The organism is Paenibacillus sp. FSL R10-2771 (assembly GCF_038000205.1).
GTDB lineage: Bacteria > Bacillota > Bacilli > Paenibacillales > Paenibacillaceae > Paenibacillus_AQ > Paenibacillus_AQ phytohabitans.
On record NZ_JBBOBM010000001.1, the window covers coordinates 45,408 to 66,309 of the forward strand.

Genomic DNA, 20,902 nt, shown 5'->3' on the forward strand with positions numbered 1-20,902 from the left:
CCGAATACAGATGAATGGGAAGCATGTAAGCGTTAAGAAAGGAAGTGCAAAATGGTTGTATTAAGATTCACGCAGGCTTTATTGAAGGAAATGAAAGCTGCACCGATAGAGAATGAGCTAACCGCTCCGTTATTCAGTTGGCACACGAATATGATATGGGTAAATAGACGAAAGCATATCCTCCTCATCAATGATCTAAGCCGGTTGAGTGTGATTTTTAACGGGGTAAGATCGGCTCAGTTAAATAGTTTAACCGATAAGTTCCGCACAGAATTGAGGGATTATCTGGTAAGTGAAGGAATTGAACCGAAGTTAATTGAATCGTATATGAAAGACAGCCAGCAGATCAATATAGCTAGAACTAACAATAGAAGTGTCTTAGGAACAATGAAAGAAGTAACCTTCTTTAATGATCATGCACAAGGAGAACACGCAAGTAAGGAAGAGCATATGAAATGGCTGAACAGAATAATTCACAAACCTATAGATTATGAAAAACCCATAGACGTATTCAAAAAAGCAATTGAAAAGCATTATTTGTAAGGACCGGAGGAACTGACAATGATCACAGAGCTTAATAAAGAGGACTTTTATAAGATACGGCATCTCACAGATCCATGTAAAAATATTGAGGCCAAGGCTATAGTTGATGGGATGAACCCGGGTAGGGTCTACGCAGATCATCCGACAGAACCAACAGCAGCGTTAATCTGGATTCAGGGACAGCAGGGGTTTCAAGTCGTTGGTGATGCGTGGAGTTCAGTGTTTGCAGAGAAGCTGGGCGAATACATGCGAACCGTTATAGAACCTGAGCTACAGAAACAAGGGATCAATTGGGTCGAGATCGGCGCGGAGATGGATACCTGGGATGAAACGCTAAGTACCATCTTCGGGGACAGTAATATTTCGGCGGAAAATCAGCATGTGTTCTGTGCAGGAGAGCAAGCGGGAGCTGTGGAATTTCAAGCTAATGAAATAACGATCCGGTCAATCGACAGGGAGCTGCTTACGTCAAGGCGATTAGAGAACCATTCATTTGTAGAAGAGAAAATACTGCATTACTGGGAGTCGGCAGATGTTTTCCTTCAGCAGGGACTGGGGTGTTATGCCGAGTATAATAACCAGGTCGTGAGTTTGTGTTTCTCGGCTTTTATTGCAAAAGAGACGCATGCGATTGATATCGAGACCCTGGAAGGATACAGAGGAAGAAATTATGGGACGGCAGTGGCTACTGCACTGTTACAAGAATTCAGACGAAAAGGAATCCTGCCTTACTGGGACTGTACTCCGGAGAACACAGGCTCTATCCGTATAGCTCAAGCAATCGGGATGAAGCCGGATTTTGACTATCGGATATTCTGGTATAAGTTCTCGTGAGGGAATCATGACTGATTCTAGTTAAAGCTATAGGGTTTGAAATTGCAGGGTGTATGCTAGGAGACTCGCGCTCAAGTTCTAACAGTTATTCCTGTGATTAAAAAGGTTGAAATCAAAAAAATCAACTACCAGGGGGAGCCTATTGTGGGTGAACCGCTGAAGTTAATACTAGATCAATTAATATCACCGAGACTAATACAATTCGGACTGAAATGGCAAAGGGCAAATTGAAAAGAACACTTCGTTAGGACAGATACATAATCCATCGCCAATGTATATATTGGCCTTCCTATATGCTAAAAACGGGCAAAAGGATAAAGCTTGTGACTTGTTGGAAAATAGAAATTCAACTATTTGTAGTGGGGAAATAACTAAAGAAGATATTAAGAAGAAGTTATTAGCGATCTAAAATAGCAATAGGCAACAGAAGTCTCTAAGAATGTGCTAATCACTTTATTAAGATGCAGTAATCTTACTGCAATTCTGATGACACTGGTAGATTAAAATAACTTGAAGGCAGGAAACCGTGTTGAACCGGACTTTTCTTTATATTATGTTGTTTATAGTATTCATCCTCTTGTTATCTATGGTTGAGCCGTCAGTCATGCATGGGTTACTCGGTGCGGTCATACTGACTTTGTTTAAATATCTGGACACGTTCGTACACGAACTCGGACATTATTTGGCAGGGAAGTTAATGGGGTACCCAATAAAATTAGTGGTCATAGGTGACCGGAAACAGTTGTGGAGTGCAGATATCTTCGGCACATCCTTTATATTCTGCTACGGATTTGGCGGGTTAACGTTTATAGAGAGCGGCAAAAAGGCCAGCAGGCTGCGTCATTCTATTTTTGCTCTCGGCGGGGTAATGTTCCAGACGTCTGTAATTGGCATCATCTACTTCACGCTTGGCATTGGCAGTGAACATAATTATTATCTTCCGCTGCTATTCATAGTTCTGAATGCATGGACAATAATAGTTAGTTTATATCCAAGAGATTTTGTCCGGTATGGAAAGTTTTATCCCAGTGACGGATTGCTCTTGAAAAGGATACTACAGGCAAAGACGCCTGCGGACATCGGGTTGTAGCATGACTGGACTGAAAGGTAGTACAGGCATCAAAGACTTTACTTTTCTAAAGTATATATAAAAAAATAGCCTCCTTATGAAAATAATAATTACCTGCTATAGTTTGTCTCGAGGCAATTGAATGCCAAAGAAGGAGAGACAATTATATGACAGATAAGCAGCACCATGAGCAGGCAGTCATGAACGGGCCGGAGATTATTATGAATAAACTCCATCAGCTGGAACGGAAAGTTCAACGGCTGGAGGGCATCGAAGAGATAAAAAAACTGAAAGCACGCTATTTCCGTTTTGTGGATGAGAAGAACTGGTCTGAATTAGCAGAAATTTTCACAGCTGAGGTCAAACTCGAACCTGATGGACATGTGTTCAAAAACGGGGAAGAATTCAGTAAAGTGATAAACGATCTAGTCGGAAAGGCACCTTCCGTTCACCATGGACATATGCCGGAGATTGATTGGATAGATGAGAATCACGCGAAGGGTGTTTGGGCAATGGAAGATTTATTGAGTTTTCCTGATAAGGACGACTCGCCTCCAGGACATAACGGGTATGGTCAATATAGAGAATCCTACGAGCGTGTAGATGGTGTATGGAAAATCAGCAGTTTAAACTTAACCCGGTTCCGGATGGATCCGCTGGCTAACTGGGAGGAGAAATGAATACATCTGCAAGAAAAACAGAGATGCTGGAAACCTTCAACTATCGGCATGCAACCAAAGAATTTGACCCGGAGAGAAAAATTTCTAAAGAGGATTTTCAATTTATTCTAGAGGCTGGCCGGCTATCTCCCAGCTCGGGCGGAAATGAGCCATGGAAATTCATTGTTGTGCAGAGCCCGGAATTCAGAAATGAATTGGCTCCATATGCATATGGCGCAGTTCGGCAGCTGCCCACATCGAGTCATTTTGTTATGATTTTAGCCAGGAAGGACCTTACCTATGATTCTCCTTATTTAAAAGAGCAGCAAACTCAAACCTTGGAGATGCCTCTGGAAATTTACAAGGGAATGAAGCCGGCATATGCCCAATTTTATCATGACCTGCATTTGGATTCAGAAAGAGCTTTGCTGGACTGGTCCTCCAAACAGACATTTATTGCACTTGGAAACATGATGACGGCAGCGGCGCATATTGAAATCGATTCATGCGCCATTGAAGGCTTCAATCTGGATGCCGTTAATGACCTGCTTCAAAAGAAAGGACTTCTGGGACAGAATGAATATAGCTTAAGTGTCATGGCAGCCTTCGGTTATCGCGTCCGGGAAGGGCGCTCTAAAAAAAGACGTCCGATGAAAGATATCGTACAGTTTGTCTAACGAATTGTCCTTTTTATGAGGATTGCTGGACAGGAGAATCCCATTCATTTTTCCAGTGATTGATCTGCTCAAATACCTTCGAGAAGGCTTTTCCCTTATCGGTAATTGAATATTCGACGGTTACGGGTACCGTTGGAAAGACCTGGCGGTTTAACATTTGATGTTCTTCTAAATTCCGTAATGTATCTGTTAGGCCCTTCGTATTGACGTTACCTAAATTCCGTCGGAGTTGGTTAAAACGCTGAGGTTCCCTAAGAAGCTGTGTCATCACCAGAAAAGTCCATTTTCCTGAAAGAAACTGTAAAACCTCAGATATTGAATCAATACAGCTACTCTCAAACTTTGATTCTTCCAATGCGCTCATCTCTCATTCTTTTATGATATCGAACTAAAAAATAAAGTAACTAATTTAATTATAGTATAGTGAAAAAGATTAGGACTGTCACTGGGAGTTGTATACTGATTTGGTTATTCGATGAGATGTAATGATGCCAGGCTACCGGTAAGATCGGTGGCCTGTTTTTTTATGCAGTAATTAACTGATTGTTCCATTTCGCTATTTTATGCCTGGTACAGAGCAGGAACCAAAAATAGTGGTATTTTTCCCAATGAGGGGTTCCTTATGTCTGAGAGAGTCTGGCACTATAATATGAATGCGGTTACATAAAACCGAGGATTGAATATAAAAGGGGAGGCAAAGTATGAAAAGTATGAAGCGTGTTCTAGCGGGGATCTCTACACTGGTTTTGATGTCATCTGCTCTGGCAGCGTGTGGAGGCAATAATAATTCAAGCTCATCCGGCGCAAACGCAACAACTGCTCCAGCAGCTAATACTGCTGCAGAGGCTACAACTGCTCCAGCAGCAGGATCTGGTGAGAAAGTTACTATCAATCTCTGGAGCTTCACGGACGAGATTCCAAACATGACCAAGAAGTACATGGAGCTACATCCTGAAGCGAATGTGGAATTCAAAACTACGATTGTCGCAACTACAGATGGAGCCTATCAGCCTGCTCTTGACCAGGCGCTGGCCGCTGGCGGAAAAGATGCACCAGATATTTACGCTACTGAAGGGGCATTCGTACTCAAATATACACAAGGCGATGCATCCACTTTTGCCGCCAATTATGCTGACCTGGGCCTTACCGATCAAATGGTTAAGGACGCAGGCATCGCTCAATATTCTGTTGATATCGGCAGCAAAGACGGTCAGCTGAAAGGTCTGGGCTATCAGGCAACAGGCGGAGCCTTTATCTATCGCCGCTCGCTTGCCAAGGATGTGTTTGGAACAGATGACCCGGCTACTATCAAGACTGAAATCGGTCCAGGCTGGGATAAATTCTTCAGTGCAGCAGAGAAGCTGAAAGCTAAAGGATATGCCGCAGTTTCTGGTGACGGCGATATCTGGCACGCGGTCGAGAACAGTTCTGATAAAGGCTGGATTGTCGATGGCAAGCTGCATATTGATCCGAAGCGCGAAGAGTTCCTCGATCTTTCCAAGAAGCTGAAAGACAATGACTATTACAACGATACGACAGACTGGCAAGAAGCCTGGTTCGCTGATATGAACGGTACTGGTGCAAAACCGGTCTTCGGCTTCTTCGGTCCTGCGTGGCTCATTAACTATACGTTAAGCGAACATGCAGTAGAAACAAAGGGTGACTGGGCAGTTACTGAATCACCAACTGGCTTCTTCTGGGGAGGCACTTGGTTGCTCGCTAACAAAGATGTAGTCAAGGACGAAGCCAAGAAACAAGCCGTTGCCGACTTTATCAAGTGGGTAACACTTGACACCTCTGAAACCGGACTCCAGTACTCCTGGGCTAACGGAACAATGAAAGCTGGCGAGCAAGGAGCGAAGGACAGCGTTGCTTCCTCCGTTGTTATGGATAAATCTAAAGGTGATTTGGAATTGGTTGGCGGACAGAACATTTTCGATATCTTTGTTCCAGCTAATGCCAACGCTTCGGGTAAGAACTTGACTGCATTCGACGAAACGATCAACAAGCTCTGGCGTGATCAAGTACGCGAATATACTGCAGGCAACAAAGACCGTGCTAAAGCGATCGAAACCTTCAAACAGCAAGTCAAAGATCAACTGAATATCGATAGCGAATAAAAAGCAATCGAAGGGGCGGGGGAGTCATCCCGCCCCTTCATATCAACTAAAGGGGTGAGAGCATGCGCCGCAATGGTGTGAACTACTCTAAATTTGGCTATATTTTTACGTTTCCGTTTGTTTTGGCATTTCTGATCTTCTCGCTGTATCCTATTTTATACACCGCATTCATCGGGTTCACCGATTTGCAGGGATTAATACCAAAACCAATACATATTTTGGATAATCCTTTTCAGAATTTCAAAGATTTGATCCTTAGTAACGCCTCTTTCCGAAAATCTCTGATTAACACCGGGATACTCTGGATTGTCAACTTCGTTCCCCAAATTCTTCTTGCACTCTTGCTTACTGCATGGTTTACGAACCAGCGTCTCAAAATAAAAGGACAAGGTTTCTTCAAGGTTCTGCTGTATATGCCTAATATTATTACTGCGGGTACAATCGCCTTGCTTTTCAGTACTCTGTTTGGCTATCCAATGGGTCCAGTAAACAGTTTCTTTGAAATGATGGGTTGGTCCGACGCTCCGATCTACTTCCTTCAGGATAAGACGACAGCGCGGGGCATTGTGGCGTTCATCCAGTTCTGGATGTGGTACGGTAACACCATGATCATTCTGATCGCAGGTGTTATGGGTATCAATCCCGCGCTCTTCGAGTCTGCAGCGATTGACGGTGCAAACGGAGTTCAAACGTTCTTCCGGATCACGCTGCCAAGTTTACGTACAATTCTACTATTCACACTGATTACATCTATGGTCGGTGGCTTGACCATGTTTGATATTCCGCAGCTCTTCCTTGCGGGCGGACCGGATGACTCTACGCTTACCACGTCCATGTTCATTTATGGGCAAGCCTTTAAGGGAAGCTATTTATACAATCGCGCTGCTGCTGCGAGTATGATTATGTTCTTGATTTCAGGGGTATTGTCTGTACTTGTGTTCTATTTAATGCGTGACCGTGACGCGGCAAGACTTAAAAAAATCGAAAAAATGCACCGGAAATCCGCCAAGAGCAGCCATAAGGGGGGCGTATCACATGAACAATAATAAAAAAGACGGAAACGTCACCCGGAGGATCAACAAGACGATTGTCTATATCGTCTGTATCTGTCTGGCGGTACTCAGCGTTCTTCCGTTTTGGATCATGTTTGTAAACGCCACCCGCTCTTCGGCAGAAATTCAAAGCGGTATCTCACTGTTTCCTTCGACACATATGATGGACAACCTACGGGTACTGCTCGAAAAGAGTTTCGATCCGATTCAGGGGTTCATGAATTCATTTATTATCTCTTCTTCAGCAACTCTCTTAACGGTCTATTTCTCCTCCCTGGCGGCTTATGGTCTTGTGACCTATAGCTGGAAGCTGCGCGGGGCATTCTTTACCTTTATTTTGTGCGTAATGATGATTCCTTCTCAGGCAAGTGCCATCGGATTCTATCAGTTCATGTATAAAATCCATTGGACCAACAGCTTTCTCCCACTGATTCTGCCTGCGATTGCAGCGCCGGCGGTAGTGTTCTTTATGCGCCAATATCTGCTGGCAACGCTGTCGATAGAGATCGTGGAAGCAGCACGCGTAGACGGGTCCGGTGAATTCAAAACCTTTAACCGGATTATCCTGCCGCTCATGGTTCCGGCAGTGGCGACGCAGGCAATCTTTGCCTTCGTGGGGAACTGGAACAACCTGTTCATGCCGCTGATCCTGCTTACCCAAAAAGATAAGTATACGATGCCAATCATGGTCAGCTTGCTTCGCGGGGATATATACAAGACGTCGTTCGGCTCGATCTACATGGGTCTGGCTTTGACGGCACTGCCGCTGTTTGTGGTGTACTTCCTGCTATCCCGGTATATTATCGCGGGTGTAGCACTGGGTGGCGTCAAAGAATAAACCCACTCAGAATCATCCCAAATTGAGATCTGTTGATTAGCTAAATTATGGTTATGGAAACGTAGTAGACTTTTTCTTGAGGCCGCCACATTGCGGAGATCTGCAGAGGTGTAGAAGATTTACGGAATGAGCGATTTCTTTGCTACTTATTTTGGCTAATCAACAGGCGTACTCCCGATAATGCACAACATTATCGGGAGTCTTTTTATTTTCACATCCATCCATTAGTGTATAATAAACGTTACTTGTCCATACGGATGTACTTTATAGCATGCTTAAAACAAAGGAGTTGCCCGCTGCATGATGAGGCTGCAAGATGAATACGCAGTGACAACGGAGCCTGGAAATGCAGAGAGGCTGCTTGAGGCAGAAACAGCCAGACTGGTCCAGCTGATCTCTGCCCTTGTTCCTCATGACGGTACCTTTAGCCAGCGCATACCCGGGCTCTATGTCAGCCAGTATTCACGTACCGATAGGGATACCATCAAAACCTTCTATTCCACCTCGTTTATAATCGTGGCCCAAGGGTCAAAGGATGTCATGATCGGGCAGGAGGTTTATCATTTTGACAAATCGCAGATGATTCTGTTGCCTGTCGCCCTGCCGTTAGCCATGCAGCTCATGGAGGCCAGTTCATCTGAGCCTTATCTTGCCGTGAGGCTGGAGCTTGATCCGCAGCGGATTAGCGAATGGGTCCTGAAGCTGTACCCCCAGGGTTTGCCCCCGGTACGTCAGATGAGTAAAGGTTACATTGCTGATGTCAATCTGAGTATCATTAACGCAGTGGCGAGACTGGTGGAATGCCTGCACAATGACGGTGATGCTGAATTGCTTGCCCCGCTGGTTCTGGATGAAATTCTGATCCGGATTCTGCGCAGTCCGATTGGCGCCCAGGTTGTGGAGATGGGGTTCGCGGAGTCGGATGTGCAGCGGGTGTCGAAGGTCATAACCTGGCTGCAGGGCAACTTCTCCCGGCAGATGAAGGTTGCTGAGCTGGCGGAGCTGGTACATATGAGTCCATCTTCTTTTCATGTGCATTTCAAGTCCGTCACCTCCATGAGCCCGCTGCAATATCAAAAAGCGCTGCGCCTTCACGAAGCCAGACGTCTGATGTTAGCCAGTGCCATGGACGCGACCACTGCCTGCCGGCTTGTCGGATATGTGAGTGATTCCCAATTCAGCCGGGATTACAGCCGGTTCTTCGGAAATCCGCCAAGCAGAGATATCGCCAGATTACGTCAGCAAACCCACAGAACCGACTGAACCATTCCTTCGGGAAGCCCGCAGCCGCTTGGTCTGCGGGTTTTTGTGTGCGGTCATAAGACCAGTTCGCCCTTCTTGTAGGATCGGGCAAAAAGTGAAAGGGAACAGGCAAAGGTTCCGGTAATGCGCAGACTATAATGAGTGTAGCCTTGTACGCGCGGCGGCAACCGGTTATGCCGCCAGGGTGCACCGGGCAGTTCTACCACATAATAGTTATTGGAGGAATTTAATATGCGTGTTTTTGTCACAGGTGCTACTGGTTTTGTCGGCTCTGCCATTGTACGTGAATTGATAGATGCGGGGCATGAAGTACTCGGCCTCGCCCGTTCGGATGAGGCTGCAGCTGCGCTTGCTGCTGCCGGGGCCGCCATACACCGCGGTTCTTTGGATGATCTGGACAGCCTGCGGCGGGGAGCGGCTGGAGCGGATGGTGTTATCCATGCCGCGTTCATTCACGACTTCTCGGATCTTACGGCTGCAGGCGAGTCAGACCGGCTTGCGGTCGAAGCAATAGGGGCCGAGCTTGCGCAGTCCGGCCGGCCGTTAGTCGTAACCTCTGTGATCGGGCATCTAACGCCGGGTCAGCTGGGAACAGAAGAGGATGCACCCTATCCTGGCTCTGTGAAGCATCGCTCGGCCTCGGAGGAAGCGGCCCTTGCATTGGCAGCGCAGGGCGTACGCGTATCGGTGCTGCGGCTCCCGCTATCCGTGCATGGTGATGGCGACATCGGCTTTGTTCCGGGCCTAATCAATATGGCCCGTACTACAGGAATCTCGGGATATGTGGGCGATGGCGCAAACCGCTGGCCAGCTGTGCACCGGCTGGATGCCGCACATCTCTACCGGCTGGCGCTGGAATCAGCTCCTGCCGGAGTTCGGCTGCATGCAATCGGCGATGAAGGTGTGCCGGTCCGTGATATTGCCGGCGTAATCGGCCGCCGGCTCGGGGTACCTGTAGTCAGCATTCCCCCTGAAGAGGCAGGAGGGCATTTCGGCTGGCTGGCTCACTTTGTGGCGCTGGATATCCCAGCTTCGAGCATCTGGACCCAAGAGCAGCTTGGATGGAAGCCTGTGCATCCGGCACTCCTTCCAGATTTGGACCGGGAGCAGTATTTCATACGGAGGTAGAGATGGATTACAAGATAAGACTTGTGAACGAAAGTGATAGAGGCTGCCGCGGGCAGTCTCTTTGTCTTGAAAGCTGCATTCATAAAAGGGCAACTGGAGCTGTCAAAAAAATAAATATCGGATGAGTCAGGGCTTATTGTACAATTGGAGGGATGATGTGAAGTTCCTTTTATTTAGCTTATAGGGAGGAAGAATGGATGAAAATCGGTTTGCTGATTATTGATTTGCAAGAGGTGCATTTGGGCAAGGTGGAACAGAAAGTAATAGATCAGGCCTGCGAGTTCATTAACTATGTCTCGGAGCTGCTGCGCTCCAAAGATCATACGGTGATTCATATCCAGGACATCGAGGGGATGCAGCCTTCCGATGAGGAGAAATTCAAGATTATTCCGGGCATTGAAATTAAGGAGACGGATCTTAGAGTGATGAAGGAATATTCGAATGCTTTTTGGAAGACGGATCTGGAAAAGATTGTGCTGGAGCAGGGCATTGATCTGCTGATTCTCTCGGGATATGCCGCTGAGCACTGTGTACTGTTCACCTATAACGGGGCTATGGAAAGAGGGTTCAAAGCTGTACTTCTGCAGGATGGGATTCTAAGCTCGAAGAGTGACGTGATTCCTGCAACCTACAGGGACCGTAAACTGATCTCATATCCTGTGATTGAAGCGTTAGTGCAGTAAGGGCGTATCGCAGGGCTGGAGGAAGAACAATGGAACGGTATATTGTCTACAATGCGGAGAACAACGATAGAACGGTTGTGGTGCTTCCGGCGCTTGGTGAACGAAAGGAAATATACGCTCATTTAGCTGAGCAATTGCCAGATTTCAGGTTCATAGCAATCGACCTGCCAGGACATAACCAGGACGATCAGGCAGATGTGTCGATTGGAGCTTTTGTACGGGAGATTAAAAGGATTCTGAATGATCTGCAGATTCCGGCAGCACATTTCGCAGGGAATTCCATTGGCGCATGGATGTGTGAGGCTTTTTATGCGGAGTATCCTGCTGATGTGAAATCACTTACTTTGCTCGATGGCGGATATTATTTTCTTGCGGACAGGGAAGAGGATGAGGGGGAGATTACGTTACCCGTCATTGATAGTCTGGAGGAGCTTGAGCAGGCAGTGGATGAAACCATCCTGGCGATGGACAAGCTTGCTGAATCTGAACGACAATTATTCAAGGACTATTTAATGAATAACTTCTACCTGCAGGGTGATTCCTATATGCACCATAGCCGTGAACAGGCTTTAAATCGTCTGAGCAAGGAAGTAACTGCCACCGATTATTGCCTGAAGCAAGCGGCTGAACTTCCTTTGATATTGCTGTTGGCAGAAGAGAGTATGGATGAATTCAGTCTGGAGAAAATGCAGCTTTTCAAGGTTGCCCACCCTGATGCGGATGTGAAAATAATCGGCAGAGGCTATCACTTCCTCCCGATTACGAATGCAGCAGATGTGGCAGCGGTGATGCGTAAATTGTTAAGTCCGCAGTAACACCGCTTCTTTAATTCAGCAGAGCATAAGAATACGCCAAAAACACTTCAAGAGCAGTTAAGCGCCTGAAGTGTTTTTGGCGTATTAGGGTCACATTATCAGTTATTTAGCCCCGGTACGGGCTAATTCTTGATGCACGATAGGGGCAACCTTGGTGCCCAATAGCTCAATGGCGCGCAGCACCTCGCGGTGCGGCATGGTGCCTACATTCACATGCAGGAAGAAGCGGGTCACGCCAAGATTCTTGCGCAGCAGGAGGATCTTCTCGGCTACATATTCGGCATCGCCGACATAGAGTGCGCCGCGCAGGCTGCGGGCATCGTCAAAGGCCGCACGGTTGTAGGTTCCGCCCCAGCCCCGTTCGCGTCCGATGACATTCATCTGGGCTGCGGTAGACGGGTAGAACAAGGCGGCTGCCTGTTCGTTAGTTTCACCTACGAAGCCGTGGGAGTGCGTGGCAATCTGCAGCTTGTCAGGATTATGTCCCGCGCGGACAGCAGCCTCCTTGTATAAGGCGACGAGCGGAGCGAAGCGTTCCGGCATGCCGCCAATGATCGCGAAAGCGATCGGAAGGCCGAGCGTTCCGGCCCGCACGGCAGATTCAGGATTGCCGCCGCTGGCCACCCAGACGGGAAGCGGATCCTGGACGGCGCGGGGATAGACGGCAAGATTATTAATCGCCGGACGATGGCCGCCGCGCCAGGTGACCTTCTCGGAAGCGCGGATCGCCAGCAGTAGCTCCAGGTTCTCTTCGAACAATTCATCATAATCATCCAGGCTGTAGCCAAACAGCGGGAAGGACTCAATGAATGAGCCGCGGCCCGCCATAATCTCTGCCCGGCCATTCGATATTCCGTCCAAAGTGGCGAAATCCTGGTATACCCGGACCGGATCATCTGAAGACAAGACGCTGACCGCGCTGGTCAGTCTGATCCGCTTGGTCGTAGCTGCCGCTGCGGCAAGAACTACAGCCGGAGCACTGCCTGCATAATCGGCCCGGTGATGTTCACCTATGCCATATACGTCCAGGCCCACCTGGTCAGCGAGCACAATTTCTTCTACGGCTTCGCGCAGTCTCTCCGCATGGCTAATGGCCTTGCCGGTTACCGGATCAGGCGTAGTCTCCAAAAACGTGCTTATTCCTATTTCCATCAATTGTTTCTCCTCGGCCATATCAATCCGCCCCCTTCTTCATGTACTCATTCTACTATACTTTATAATGTTTCTCAACTTTAGTAAGTGAAATTTAGATGGAAAGTGATCTATAACTTGGCCACGTTCGCCGTTACCGCCGCTCGTCCGCAGACATAAATATATTGTAATACGATGAAAGCGGTGATCAGGATGGGAAACGGAGTAGGGAATACGGCGAGCGGCTTTGCTGCGCATGCCGAGGGGCTCAATACAACAGCAAGCGGTGCAGCCGCTCATTCTGAAGGGTTCTCTACACTTGCCAGCGGAGATACCGCGCATGCAGAAGGCAATACTACTATTGCCAGCGGAAGCGCATCGCATGCGGAAGGCTATCTCTCCCAGGCAACGAATGATACGGCACATGCAGAAGGATCTTCTACTATAGCCAGCGGAGTAGCAGCGCATGCAGAAGGTTATTTAACCAACGCAATGGGCGAAAGCTCACATGCGGAAGGCTCGACGACACTGGCTGCCGGCCTCGAAGCCCACTCTGAAGGGTTCGGCACACAGGCCTGGGGCGCACGTTCACATACAGAAGGCTTCAATACTTCGACGCAGACGACAGCCATTAACGCCCATGCGGAAGGAGAAGGCAATTCAGCCAGCGGCCGGGCCTCCCATGTAGAAGGCGGCGGTGTCGATCCGCTGGATAATCCGGCACCAAGCTTTGCCAGCGGCGCCAGCTCGCATGCCGAGGGAGTAGGAACCACGTCCATGGGCTTCGCCTCACATGCGGAGGGCGGCACTGCGGACATCACCCTAGCCGCCGGGCCCTCAGCTCTTGGCGACTTCTCGCATGCCGAGGGGCAGAATACAGTGGCCAGCGGTTCGGCTTCCCATGCCGAAGGATTAGCAACAACGGCCAGCGGCAATGTGGGTGCGCACGCTGAAGGGCAGAATACAACGGCCAGCGGAACAGCCTCGCACGCCGAGGGCTTCCAGACTACAGCCAGCGGGGCTTCCGGCCATGCCGAAGGGGCCAACACACAAGCCAGCGGCTCCTTTTCCCACGCCGAGGGAGTCGGTACATTGGCGAATGCGCCTTATGCGCATGCCGAAGGTGCGGATACTACTGCTTCCGGCCAGGCTTCCCATGCGGAGGGGTTCCAGACCCAGGCTTTTGCTCCGAACTCCCATGCCGAGGGGGAAGCGACGATTGTTCTCGCGGAGCATACAGGCGCCCATATCATGGGCCAGAACGGCTCAACGCGGTTTCCGTATTCGTGGCATTTGGCCAACGGGCTGGCGGTCGGCCCTACCTTTAACTCGGCAGTGATTGAAGGGCTTACGGGTAATATTTATCTGGATGGTACGCTGATGTCTCCAGGTGCAGCAGATTATGCAGAAATGTTCGAAACCTCGGACGGGCTCACCATTGACGCGGGTTATTTCGTTACGTTTGATGGGGCCAGTGACAGAATCCGCAAAGCCAAGGCAGGGGATGAATATATTCTTGGTGTCATCAGCGCCAGACCGGCTATCGTTGCCGATTCGAGTGACCTGCGCTGGAACGGCATGTTCGTAACCGATGAGTGGGACCGGATTCTGTATCACGAGGTAGAGGTCGCTGAGGTTAGAAATGAATACGGCGATATTGTCCGTGAGGCGGGTACGAAATCAGAACCGGTGCTTAACCCTGAATGGGATGGCTCCCGGGAATATGTTTCCCGCCAGGACAGGGAAGAATGGGTAGCTGTAGGAATTGTCGGCAAGCTGCTTGTCCGTGATGACGGTACCTGTGTAGCCGGGGGCTACTGCCGCCCGGACGATAACGGAATGGCAACGGCAGCGGATACCGGGTACCGGGTAATGAAACGTACGGGTGAACGTCAGATTCGCATTTTTGTGAAATAACCGGCCGGATCAGCGGCCCAGCCAAACAAAGCCAAGCGAACCGGGATGACCCCCCGGATCCGCTTGGCTGTTCGCTGTCCTCAGGATTTATCCTTTTTGACAGCAAGCTGTACGATCATAATGATGAGAACGAGCAATGCGATGAGCTGATCTGTACTCATGGTGGTCCGGCCTCCAATCCACTGGCTAGGATGGCTCTTCGGACCTGCATCTCCTCTCCAAGAAGCTGCTGCGTTCCCCATAATCTAACCTATGAACCGGCAGAGAAGGTTAGTACTTAAGGATATAAAATATTGTTATAGCAGCAGCTTCTCCATAATCATGACATCTGTCATCCGGCCGTCCAGTTTCCCCTGTTTCTCGAAGACGCCAACCTCACGGTAACCGCTTTTGCGGTATAAGCCCTGAGCCATTGGGTTAAAGGGAAAAGTGAACAGCACAATTTTATAGAAATCAGCCGCTACGGCCTTTTCCTCCAGGGCATGCAGTAATAGACTGCCAATGCCGCGGCCGCGGGAGGCCCGTTCAATATAAATGGAGAGATCGGCGACACCGTCATAAGCGCAGCGGTGGGAATAACGATTGAGCGAAGCCCAGCCCAGAACACTGCCTTCGGCTTCGGCAACGAGTATAATAAAGCGTCCTTGATGTTCCTGGAACCAGTCAGACATCGCATTCAAATCTTTAGCTGAGCTTTCCAGTGTAGCGATCCGGTCTTCAATCCCCTGATTATAGATATGCAGGATGTGGGTGAGGTCTTGGAAGGTGGCGGGACGAATCATGAATGTCGAAAGCATATTATCGGCCTCCTAAGGTACCTTGCGAATTATGGCTTCACAGCAGTAATTACTGCTGAGGCAATATACTGGTCAATGTCTGCACCGGGAACCCAGTCTTTAATGAAGGCGCGGGATTCATCCTTAGGTTCGACTGATATCCGGATGAAACCGCTGTTTGCCAGCATGGTCTGCAGGGCAGGCACAGAGGAGGCTCCTGAGATGCAACCGGAATAAAGATTGCCCAAATCCTGTGCGATTTCAGTAGGCAGCTCGGCAGTGGTGACGATGTCGGATATTGCCAGCCTTCCGCCAGGCAACAGCACCCGGAACGCTTCATTGAATACTTGCTGCTTATCAGGAGAGAGGTTGATTACGCAGTTGGAGATAATGACGTCTATGATGGCATCGGCGACAGGCAGATGTTCGATTTCTCCCAGCCGGAAGCTGGTATTGGCGTAATGTCCCCGGGCAGCATTATCACGTGCCCGGCTGATCATTTCAGGGGTCATGTCTACGCCTATGACAGAACCGGACGCTCCCACCTGGCGGGAAGCCAGGAAACAGTCGAAGCCGCCGCCGCTGCCAAGATCCAGAACGGTTTCTCCAGGCTGCAGTCCGGCAATCGCCTGCGGATTGCCGCAGCCAAGTCCAAGGTTCGCGCCTTCAGGTACAGCGTTCAATTCTTCGCCGGAATAACCAAGACTTGCGGAAATGCTGTTGAAATCGGCTGGTGCCGAACAGCAGGCGGAGGAAGCCTCCTCCGGGCAGCAAACGGAGGGAGCAGAGCGGCCAGTAACAGCGATTTGCTGATACCGGGTTCTTACATTTTGGCGGATTCCATCATGAGTAGGCTGGTTCAAGTTCATCACTCCTTTATAATAATTGCAAATTGCAATTATGTAGCGGAAGAAATCAGCCTGAGACAGGCGCACAGCATTTGCTTGATTTCCCCATAGCTTCATTGAAGATCTTTACGGATCGCAGTACCGTTTCCTGTTCAAATTCAGACATGTAGGAGAAGACCTCCTCCAGATATTCATTCATTTGCCGGTCGATGGTTCCGGCAACAGATGAGCCTTGCTCTGTTAAAGACAATATAAACACCCTGCCGTCGGAGGGATCGGGACTTTTGCGGACGAGTCCCATTTTGACCAGTGCCTGCACCTGGCGGCTGAAGGTTGTAACATCCGTTCCGAGCACTTCCGCAATTTGCTGCATGGACGGATTATGCCTCCGCTGTACTTCATAGAGCAGATGGCTCTGGGCCAGAGAAATGTCATGCCCGCCTACGGTGCAGCAGTTTTTGTTAAGCAGACCGAAGCGGCGGGTCATGATCTGAAAGAGCTCGCGTGCATTTTCCATTGAAGTTCACCTCATATTTCAGTTATAGCTTATATATTTGTAAAGTGCAACTATAGAATCGAAATATTACCTCTTGTCCTTTTGATAAGACTGTTTTAGTATATAAGCATTGGCTTATATACTAAGGAGGCTGAACCGCGATGGATAAGCTTAACGAGGTGGCTGATGACCTGAAGCTTCTGGGGGACAAGACCCGCCTGATGATGCTTGGACTGCTGCAGGAGCGGGAATGGTGTGTCTGTGAGTTCGTCGAACTCTTTGAGATCTCGCAGCCGGCCATCAGCCAGCATCTGCGTAAACTGAAGGATAAGGGGATGGTGAAGGAGAGTAAACGCGGGCAGTGGGTGCATTACTCCCTGAATGTGGAGGGCAAGCCGCATATCACGGCCGTCCTGCATGGATTGCCGGATTCACATACTCTGTTGTCGTCATTGAATAAGACAGGGGTTACTGCCTGCTGCGACTGATATAATACTAGATCGATGAGAACGTCTGGAGGACAGGCTGGCGTTACTCTTATATATAAATTTATCTATTGGGGAGTGCTGCGGGAAATGTTGCTGCGGGTCAAACGGAGGGCGGGATTATGGTTGTCCTAGCCAGCCTTATTTTTGTTATTACTTTAATCTTTGTGATCTGGCAGCCGCGTAAGTTATCCATTGGCTGGTCAGCCTGCGGCGGAGCGCTGCTGGCCCTGGCGGCAGGCGTGGTCAGCTTCGGGGATGTCCGCGATGTGACGCTGATTGTGTGGAATGCCACGCTGGCCTTTGTAGCTATTATTCTGATTTCTTTGATACTCGACCGTGTTGGATTCTTCGAATGGGCGGCACTGCATATGGCAGCGGCGGCACGCGGCAATGGTACGCTGATGTTCATCTATGTCATCCTGCTGGGCGCAGTGGTAGCGGCGTTGTTTGCCAATGACGGGGCGGCGCTGATCCTGACACCGATTGTGCTGGCGATGGTCCGGGCGCTGAATTTTGATGAGAAAAAAGTGTTTCCCTTCATTATCGCCAGCGGCTTCATCGCCGACACGACTTCGCTGCCGCTGATCGTCAGCAATCTGGTCAATATTGTATCCGCCGATTTCTTCGGCATCAGCTTCACGGAGTATGCAGGACGTATGCTGCTGCCTACGCTGTTCTCGCTCGCCGCCAGTATTCTGGTCTTGTACCTGTTCTTCCGCAGAAGTATACCCAAAGTGTACGACACTGCCGGGATGAAGCTCCCGGAGGAGGCGATTAAGGACAAGCGGATGTTCCGGTTATCCTGGGGCGTGCTGGCGCTTCTGCTGGCCGGGTATTTTGTCAGTGAATTTCTGAACATTCCGGTCTCTGTAGTGGCAGGTGTAATCGCGGTTTGCTTCCTGCTCATGGCCCGCCGCAGTCCCTACGTCAAGACGATGGAAGTGGTCAAAGGCGCGCCGTGGGCGATTGTCTTTTTCTCCATTGGCATGTATGTCGTGGTGTATGGCTTGCGCAATGCCGGACTGACCGATGTGCTTGCAGAGATGATCAGTGAGGTGGCGGAGCACGGTTTGTTCGCAGCAACGATGGGGATGGGCTTCCTCGCCGCGATCCTCTCCTCAGTGATGAATAATCTGCCAACGGTGCTGATTGGGGCGCTGGCCATTGATAACGCACAGGCGACAGGTCTCATTAAAGAGGCTCTGATCTACGCGAATGTCATCGGTTCCGATTTGGGTCCGAAGATTACGCCGATCGGTTCGCTCGCTACTCTGCTGTGGCTGCATGTGCTATCAGGCAAAGGTGTAAAGATTTCTTGGGGCACTTATTTCAAAACAGGAATTATTCTGACGATTCCGACGTTATTTATCACATTGTTAGGTTTGTATCTGCAACTGAAGCTGTTCTAATCTAATCCTGAAGGAGAAATCAGACATGGGCAAAAAGACGATCTATTTCCTGTGCACGGGGAATTCGTGCCGGAGCCAAATGGCGGAGGGCTGGGCAAAACAATTTCTCGGGGACGGCTGGAATGTGTACAGTGCGGGAATTGAAGCCCACGGCTTAAATCCCAAGGCGGTACAGGCAATGAACGAGGTGGGGATCGATATTTCGGCCCAGACCTCGGATATTATTGATCCTGCGCTGCTTAACAGTGCTGATCTCGTAGTAACATTATGCGGGGATGCCGCCGATAAATGTCCGGTGACGCCTCCGCAGGTCCGGCGGGAGCACTGGGGATTCGATGACCCGGCCAAAGCGCAGGGCAGTGAGGAAGAGAAGTGGGCGGTATTTCAGCGGGTCCGAGATGCAGTCGGCGAGCGGATCAAGCGGTTTGCTGAGACGGGCGAATAGAGGTTTCCTATACGGGAATGAAACACAAACTGATGATTAAGAACAAAAAGCGGTGCAGACGGGTGTCTGACCGCTTTTTATGTTGTTCTGGAATGAATGCAGTTCGAACAATTGGAGCTACCCATTAATTATAGGACGATCATTAAAATCTTGCAGAAAATACAACAATTTTCTCCGGATATTGCTTCTAGAGCAAAATTGTTGTATGAATTACAACATTTTTACTGCTCCAGCTTCTTAATGGAGGATATTATTGTATTTTGTGCAACAATTCTCCCAAACAGCCGGATATTCAGATGTTCAAGTTGCAGAATGTACAACATTAAGGCCGGTCTATACAGCTGACCTTAAGGATTTTCACTTCAGCCGCCTGGTTGGGTAAAGATAAGGCCATAGGGCAGACTGACCTGCCCAATCCAGTCTCAAACTGGGCAAAACCACGCGCTACTCCTTCTGCTTCCCATGCCCAAGCTCATGCCCAAGCTCATGTCCGTGCTCATGTCCCTGATCCGGGTATTTCACCACAGGCCATTTCACTTTGCGCAGGGCATCCATCAGCTCCGGCCCCACATTCAGATTGCTGCTGACCAGTTCATGGGGAGTAAGCGCCATCCACTGGTTCAGGGAGACATCGGCGAACCGGTCGCTCCGGAACATTTCCAGGAACCAGAGCGTGTCTGTCCCGGTATTCTGAATATAATGTCCCTGGGCAAAAGGCACATAGCCGACATCGCCGGCTCTGACATTAAATGTACGCGCTGCGCCGTCCCCGCCAAAGACCGTCATCCGGCCTTGCCCGGTCAGATAATACTGCCACTCGTCATTATTCGGATGCCAGTGCAGCTCCCGCATGCCGCCGGGCTCAATCTCCACCAGCGCGGCGGCAATATTCCGGGAGATGGGGAAATTGCCGGAGTCGACAATCCGCACACTGCCTCCGGGCGTCCGAAGCGGCGGCTGGGCCAGCAGCTGATGCTTGAAGCTCAGTGGAATTTCCCCGTATGGCGATTCGACTCGCTGACTCTCAAGGGGGCCGGGCACCTGATCCTGATATATATATACTTGTTCCTTCGGAATACACTCAAATGCAGATTCAGGTACGCCGAAGTTGGCGGACAGGACCTCGGGCGGCGTATGGGCGAACCAGTCGGAGATCGACAGGGTGTTCAGATCCGAGAAGCTTCCATCGTCAAAAACAAGCAGGAACTCGCATCCCTCCGCCAGCCCCTGGATTGAATGCGGGATTCCCGGAGGGAAGTACCACAGATCGCCCGGGCCGACATCGGCAATGAAGTTCCGGCCATTCTGGTCCACGGCGGTAATCCGGGCGCTGCCGAGCAGCATATAGGACCATTCCGCCTGCTGATGCCAGTGCAGCTCGCGTACTCCGCCCGGGGTCAGGCTCATGTTCACTCCTGCAAGAGTGGTGGCGATAGGCAGCTCTCTGACGGTAACCTCCCGGGACCAGCCGCCGAAGTTCAGCTGCATATGGGCGTCGGAGAATGAGAATTTCAGATTGGGGATCAGCCCGTTATCTGTAGAGGGCGGGACGAACATATCGGGATTCTCCCGGTCGCGCAGAATATCGCGGGGGCCGAGGTCGACATTGCCAGCACCGTCACTGCGGATAGGCTGGGGGATAACGGGCTTGCTTGAAGAACCGGGTTCGGCAGGGCTCATGGCTTAAGCTCCTTTCTGGATCGCACAGCAC

The 20,902-nt window shown here is 49.8% G+C and carries 22 protein-coding genes; 16 read left to right on the forward strand and 6 right to left on the reverse strand.

The window, feature by feature from the left end; genetic code table 11:
• Positions 1–51: 51 nt before the first annotated feature.
• The 5 genes from NSU14_RS00295 to NSU14_RS00315 all read left to right on the forward strand — a co-directional run bounded on the left by NSU14_RS00295 (position 52) and on the right by NSU14_RS00315 (position 3,782).
• Positions 52–543 (forward strand): DUF6933 domain-containing protein, encoded by a 492-nt coding sequence (locus NSU14_RS00295; RefSeq protein WP_042140097.1) that lies wholly within the window; start codon positions 52–54, stop codon positions 541–543.
• An 18-nt stretch (positions 544–561) separates the two neighbouring features.
• Positions 562–1,377 (forward strand): GNAT family N-acetyltransferase, encoded by an 816-nt coding sequence (locus NSU14_RS00300; protein ID WP_336102571.1) that lies wholly within the window; start codon positions 562–564, stop codon positions 1,375–1,377.
• Positions 1,378–1,930: 553 nt separating this feature from the next.
• A complete protein-coding gene (locus tag NSU14_RS00305; RefSeq protein WP_340942011.1) occupies positions 1,931–2,467 on the forward strand; it encodes a M50 family metallopeptidase in 537 nt (178 codons plus the stop codon).
• A gap of 146 nt (positions 2,468–2,613) precedes the next feature.
• A complete protein-coding gene (locus NSU14_RS00310; RefSeq protein WP_340942013.1) occupies positions 2,614–3,126 on the forward strand; it encodes a nuclear transport factor 2 family protein in 513 nt (170 codons plus the stop codon).
• The gene (locus NSU14_RS00315; protein WP_042140094.1) at positions 3,123–3,782 is read left to right on the forward strand and encodes an NAD(P)H-dependent oxidoreductase; all 660 of its coding nucleotides are present in this window, start codon (positions 3,123–3,125) and stop codon (positions 3,780–3,782) included. The genes NSU14_RS00310 and NSU14_RS00315 overlap by 4 nt, the downstream gene beginning before the upstream one ends.
• Before the next feature lie 13 nt (positions 3,783–3,795).
• On the opposite strand, the gene NSU14_RS00320 is transcribed toward NSU14_RS00315, so the two are convergent.
• A complete protein-coding gene (locus tag NSU14_RS00320; protein WP_042140093.1) occupies positions 3,796–4,146 on the reverse strand; it encodes a winged helix-turn-helix transcriptional regulator in 351 nt (116 codons plus the stop codon).
• Between the two features lie 337 nt (positions 4,147–4,483).
• On the opposite strand from NSU14_RS00320, the gene NSU14_RS00325 reads away from it, so the two are divergent.
• From NSU14_RS00325 to NSU14_RS00355, 7 genes are all read left to right on the forward strand, one after another.
• A complete protein-coding gene (locus tag NSU14_RS00325) occupies positions 4,484–5,902 on the forward strand; it encodes an ABC transporter substrate-binding protein (RefSeq protein ID WP_081970294.1) in 1,419 nt (472 codons plus the stop codon).
• Positions 5,903–5,964: 62 nt separating this feature from the next.
• A complete protein-coding gene (locus tag NSU14_RS00330) occupies positions 5,965–6,948 on the forward strand; it encodes a carbohydrate ABC transporter permease (RefSeq protein ID WP_039300634.1) in 984 nt (327 codons plus the stop codon).
• Positions 6,938–7,792: a carbohydrate ABC transporter permease gene (locus NSU14_RS00335; protein ID WP_042140092.1), complete on the forward strand. Its 855-nt coding sequence runs from the start codon at positions 6,938–6,940 to the stop codon at positions 7,790–7,792. Before NSU14_RS00330 ends, NSU14_RS00335 begins: the two co-directional genes overlap by 11 nt.
• 300 nt (positions 7,793–8,092) lie before the next feature.
• Positions 8,093–9,055: an AraC family transcriptional regulator gene (locus NSU14_RS00340; protein ID WP_340942020.1), complete on the forward strand. Its 963-nt coding sequence runs from the start codon at positions 8,093–8,095 to the stop codon at positions 9,053–9,055.
• A 231-nt stretch (positions 9,056–9,286) separates the two neighbouring features.
• Positions 9,287–10,183 carry an SDR family oxidoreductase gene (locus NSU14_RS00345; protein ID WP_336102569.1) on the forward strand — a complete coding sequence of 299 codons (897 nt, stop codon included), beginning with the start codon at positions 9,287–9,289 and terminating at the stop codon, positions 10,181–10,183.
• A 197-nt stretch (positions 10,184–10,380) separates the two neighbouring features.
• Positions 10,381–10,866 carry a cysteine hydrolase family protein gene (locus NSU14_RS00350; RefSeq protein WP_042140090.1) on the forward strand — a complete coding sequence of 162 codons (486 nt, stop codon included), beginning with the start codon at positions 10,381–10,383 and terminating at the stop codon, positions 10,864–10,866.
• Positions 10,867–10,895: 29 nt separating this feature from the next.
• Positions 10,896–11,681 (forward strand): alpha/beta fold hydrolase, encoded by a 786-nt coding sequence (locus NSU14_RS00355; protein ID WP_340942024.1) that lies wholly within the window; start codon positions 10,896–10,898, stop codon positions 11,679–11,681.
• A gap of 102 nt (positions 11,682–11,783) precedes the next feature.
• Here NSU14_RS00355 and NSU14_RS00360 read toward each other — a convergent pair whose 3' ends face one another.
• On the reverse strand, positions 11,784–12,833 hold the full coding sequence (locus tag NSU14_RS00360; RefSeq protein WP_042141705.1) for an LLM class flavin-dependent oxidoreductase: 1,050 nt from the start codon (positions 12,831–12,833) through the stop codon (positions 11,784–11,786).
• A 192-nt stretch (positions 12,834–13,025) separates the two neighbouring features.
• Here NSU14_RS00360 and NSU14_RS00365 point away from each other — a divergent pair, with 192 nt between their 5' ends.
• A complete protein-coding gene (locus tag NSU14_RS00365) occupies positions 13,026–14,729 on the forward strand; it encodes a peptidase G2 autoproteolytic cleavage domain-containing protein (protein WP_340942027.1) in 1,704 nt (567 codons plus the stop codon).
• Between the two features lie 296 nt (positions 14,730–15,025).
• On the opposite strand, the gene NSU14_RS00370 is transcribed toward NSU14_RS00365, so the two are convergent.
• From NSU14_RS00370 to NSU14_RS00380, 3 genes are read right to left on the reverse strand one after another with little or no spacing between them, the layout of a single operon-like run.
• A complete protein-coding gene (locus NSU14_RS00370) occupies positions 15,026–15,526 on the reverse strand; it encodes an arsinothricin resistance N-acetyltransferase ArsN1 family A (RefSeq protein WP_340942029.1) in 501 nt (166 codons plus the stop codon).
• 29 nt (positions 15,527–15,555) lie between these two features.
• Positions 15,556–16,374 (reverse strand): arsenite methyltransferase, encoded by an 819-nt coding sequence (locus NSU14_RS00375; RefSeq protein WP_445669988.1) that lies wholly within the window; start codon positions 16,372–16,374, stop codon positions 15,556–15,558.
• Positions 16,375–16,420: 46 nt separating this feature from the next.
• Complete coding sequence (locus NSU14_RS00380) at positions 16,421–16,870, reverse strand: MarR family winged helix-turn-helix transcriptional regulator (RefSeq protein ID WP_042140086.1); 450 nt, start codon at positions 16,868–16,870, stop codon at positions 16,421–16,423.
• Between the two features lie 140 nt (positions 16,871–17,010).
• On the opposite strand from NSU14_RS00380, the gene NSU14_RS00385 reads away from it, so the two are divergent.
• The 3 genes from NSU14_RS00385 to arsC all read left to right on the forward strand — a co-directional run bounded on the left by NSU14_RS00385 (position 17,011) and on the right by arsC (position 19,191).
• Positions 17,011–17,337, forward strand: a complete 327-nt coding sequence (locus NSU14_RS00385) for an ArsR/SmtB family transcription factor (RefSeq protein ID WP_042140085.1) — start codon at positions 17,011–17,013, stop codon at positions 17,335–17,337.
• A 119-nt stretch (positions 17,338–17,456) separates the two neighbouring features.
• Positions 17,457–18,746, forward strand: coding sequence for an arsenic transporter (locus NSU14_RS00390; RefSeq protein WP_039300663.1), 1,290 nt, complete (start codon positions 17,457–17,459; stop codon positions 18,744–18,746).
• A gap of 25 nt (positions 18,747–18,771) precedes the next feature.
• A complete protein-coding gene (gene arsC, locus NSU14_RS00395; protein WP_171717555.1) occupies positions 18,772–19,191 on the forward strand; it encodes an arsenate reductase (thioredoxin) in 420 nt (139 codons plus the stop codon).
• Positions 19,192–19,635: 444 nt separating this feature from the next.
• On the opposite strand, the gene NSU14_RS00400 is transcribed toward arsC, so the two are convergent.
• Positions 19,636–20,871: an oxalate decarboxylase family bicupin gene (locus NSU14_RS00400; RefSeq protein WP_340942039.1), complete on the reverse strand. Its 1,236-nt coding sequence runs from the start codon at positions 20,869–20,871 to the stop codon at positions 19,636–19,638.
• Positions 20,872–20,902: the final 31 nt, after the last annotated feature.

Coding starts and splice junctions, on each gene's coding strand:
- NSU14_RS00295 (WP_042140097.1), top strand. CDS start 52: ATGGTTGTATTAAGATTCACGCAGGCTTTATTGAAGGAAATGAAAGCT.
- NSU14_RS00300 (WP_336102571.1), top strand. CDS start 562: ATGATCACAGAGCTTAATAAAGAGGACTTTTATAAGATACGGCATCTC.
- NSU14_RS00305 (WP_340942011.1), top strand. CDS start 1,931: ATGTTGTTTATAGTATTCATCCTCTTGTTATCTATGGTTGAGCCGTCA.
- NSU14_RS00310 (WP_340942013.1), top strand. CDS start 2,614: ATGACAGATAAGCAGCACCATGAGCAGGCAGTCATGAACGGGCCGGAG.
- NSU14_RS00315 (WP_042140094.1), top strand. CDS start 3,123: ATGAATACATCTGCAAGAAAAACAGAGATGCTGGAAACCTTCAACTAT.
- NSU14_RS00320 (WP_042140093.1), bottom strand. CDS start 4,146: ATGAGCGCATTGGAAGAATCAAAGTTTGAGAGTAGCTGTATTGATTCA.
- NSU14_RS00325 (WP_081970294.1), top strand. CDS start 4,484: ATGAAAAGTATGAAGCGTGTTCTAGCGGGGATCTCTACACTGGTTTTG.
- NSU14_RS00330 (WP_039300634.1), top strand. CDS start 5,965: ATGCGCCGCAATGGTGTGAACTACTCTAAATTTGGCTATATTTTTACG.
- NSU14_RS00335 (WP_042140092.1), top strand. CDS start 6,938: ATGAACAATAATAAAAAAGACGGAAACGTCACCCGGAGGATCAACAAG.
- NSU14_RS00340 (WP_340942020.1), top strand. CDS start 8,093: ATGATGAGGCTGCAAGATGAATACGCAGTGACAACGGAGCCTGGAAAT.
- NSU14_RS00345 (WP_336102569.1), top strand. CDS start 9,287: ATGCGTGTTTTTGTCACAGGTGCTACTGGTTTTGTCGGCTCTGCCATT.
- NSU14_RS00350 (WP_042140090.1), top strand. CDS start 10,381: ATGAAAATCGGTTTGCTGATTATTGATTTGCAAGAGGTGCATTTGGGC.
- NSU14_RS00355 (WP_340942024.1), top strand. CDS start 10,896: ATGGAACGGTATATTGTCTACAATGCGGAGAACAACGATAGAACGGTT.
- NSU14_RS00360 (WP_042141705.1), bottom strand. CDS start 12,833: ATGGAAATAGGAATAAGCACGTTTTTGGAGACTACGCCTGATCCGGTA.
- NSU14_RS00365 (WP_340942027.1), top strand. CDS start 13,026: ATGGGAAACGGAGTAGGGAATACGGCGAGCGGCTTTGCTGCGCATGCC.
- NSU14_RS00370 (WP_340942029.1), bottom strand. CDS start 15,526: ATGCTTTCGACATTCATGATTCGTCCCGCCACCTTCCAAGACCTCACC.
- NSU14_RS00375 (WP_445669988.1), bottom strand. CDS start 16,374: ATGAACTTGAACCAGCCTACTCATGATGGAATCCGCCAAAATGTAAGA.
- NSU14_RS00380 (WP_042140086.1), bottom strand. CDS start 16,870: ATGGAAAATGCACGCGAGCTCTTTCAGATCATGACCCGCCGCTTCGGT.
- NSU14_RS00385 (WP_042140085.1), top strand. CDS start 17,011: ATGGATAAGCTTAACGAGGTGGCTGATGACCTGAAGCTTCTGGGGGAC.
- NSU14_RS00390 (WP_039300663.1), top strand. CDS start 17,457: ATGGTTGTCCTAGCCAGCCTTATTTTTGTTATTACTTTAATCTTTGTG.
- arsC (WP_171717555.1), top strand. CDS start 18,772: ATGGGCAAAAAGACGATCTATTTCCTGTGCACGGGGAATTCGTGCCGG.
- NSU14_RS00400 (WP_340942039.1), bottom strand. CDS start 20,871: ATGAGCCCTGCCGAACCCGGTTCTTCAAGCAAGCCCGTTATCCCCCAG.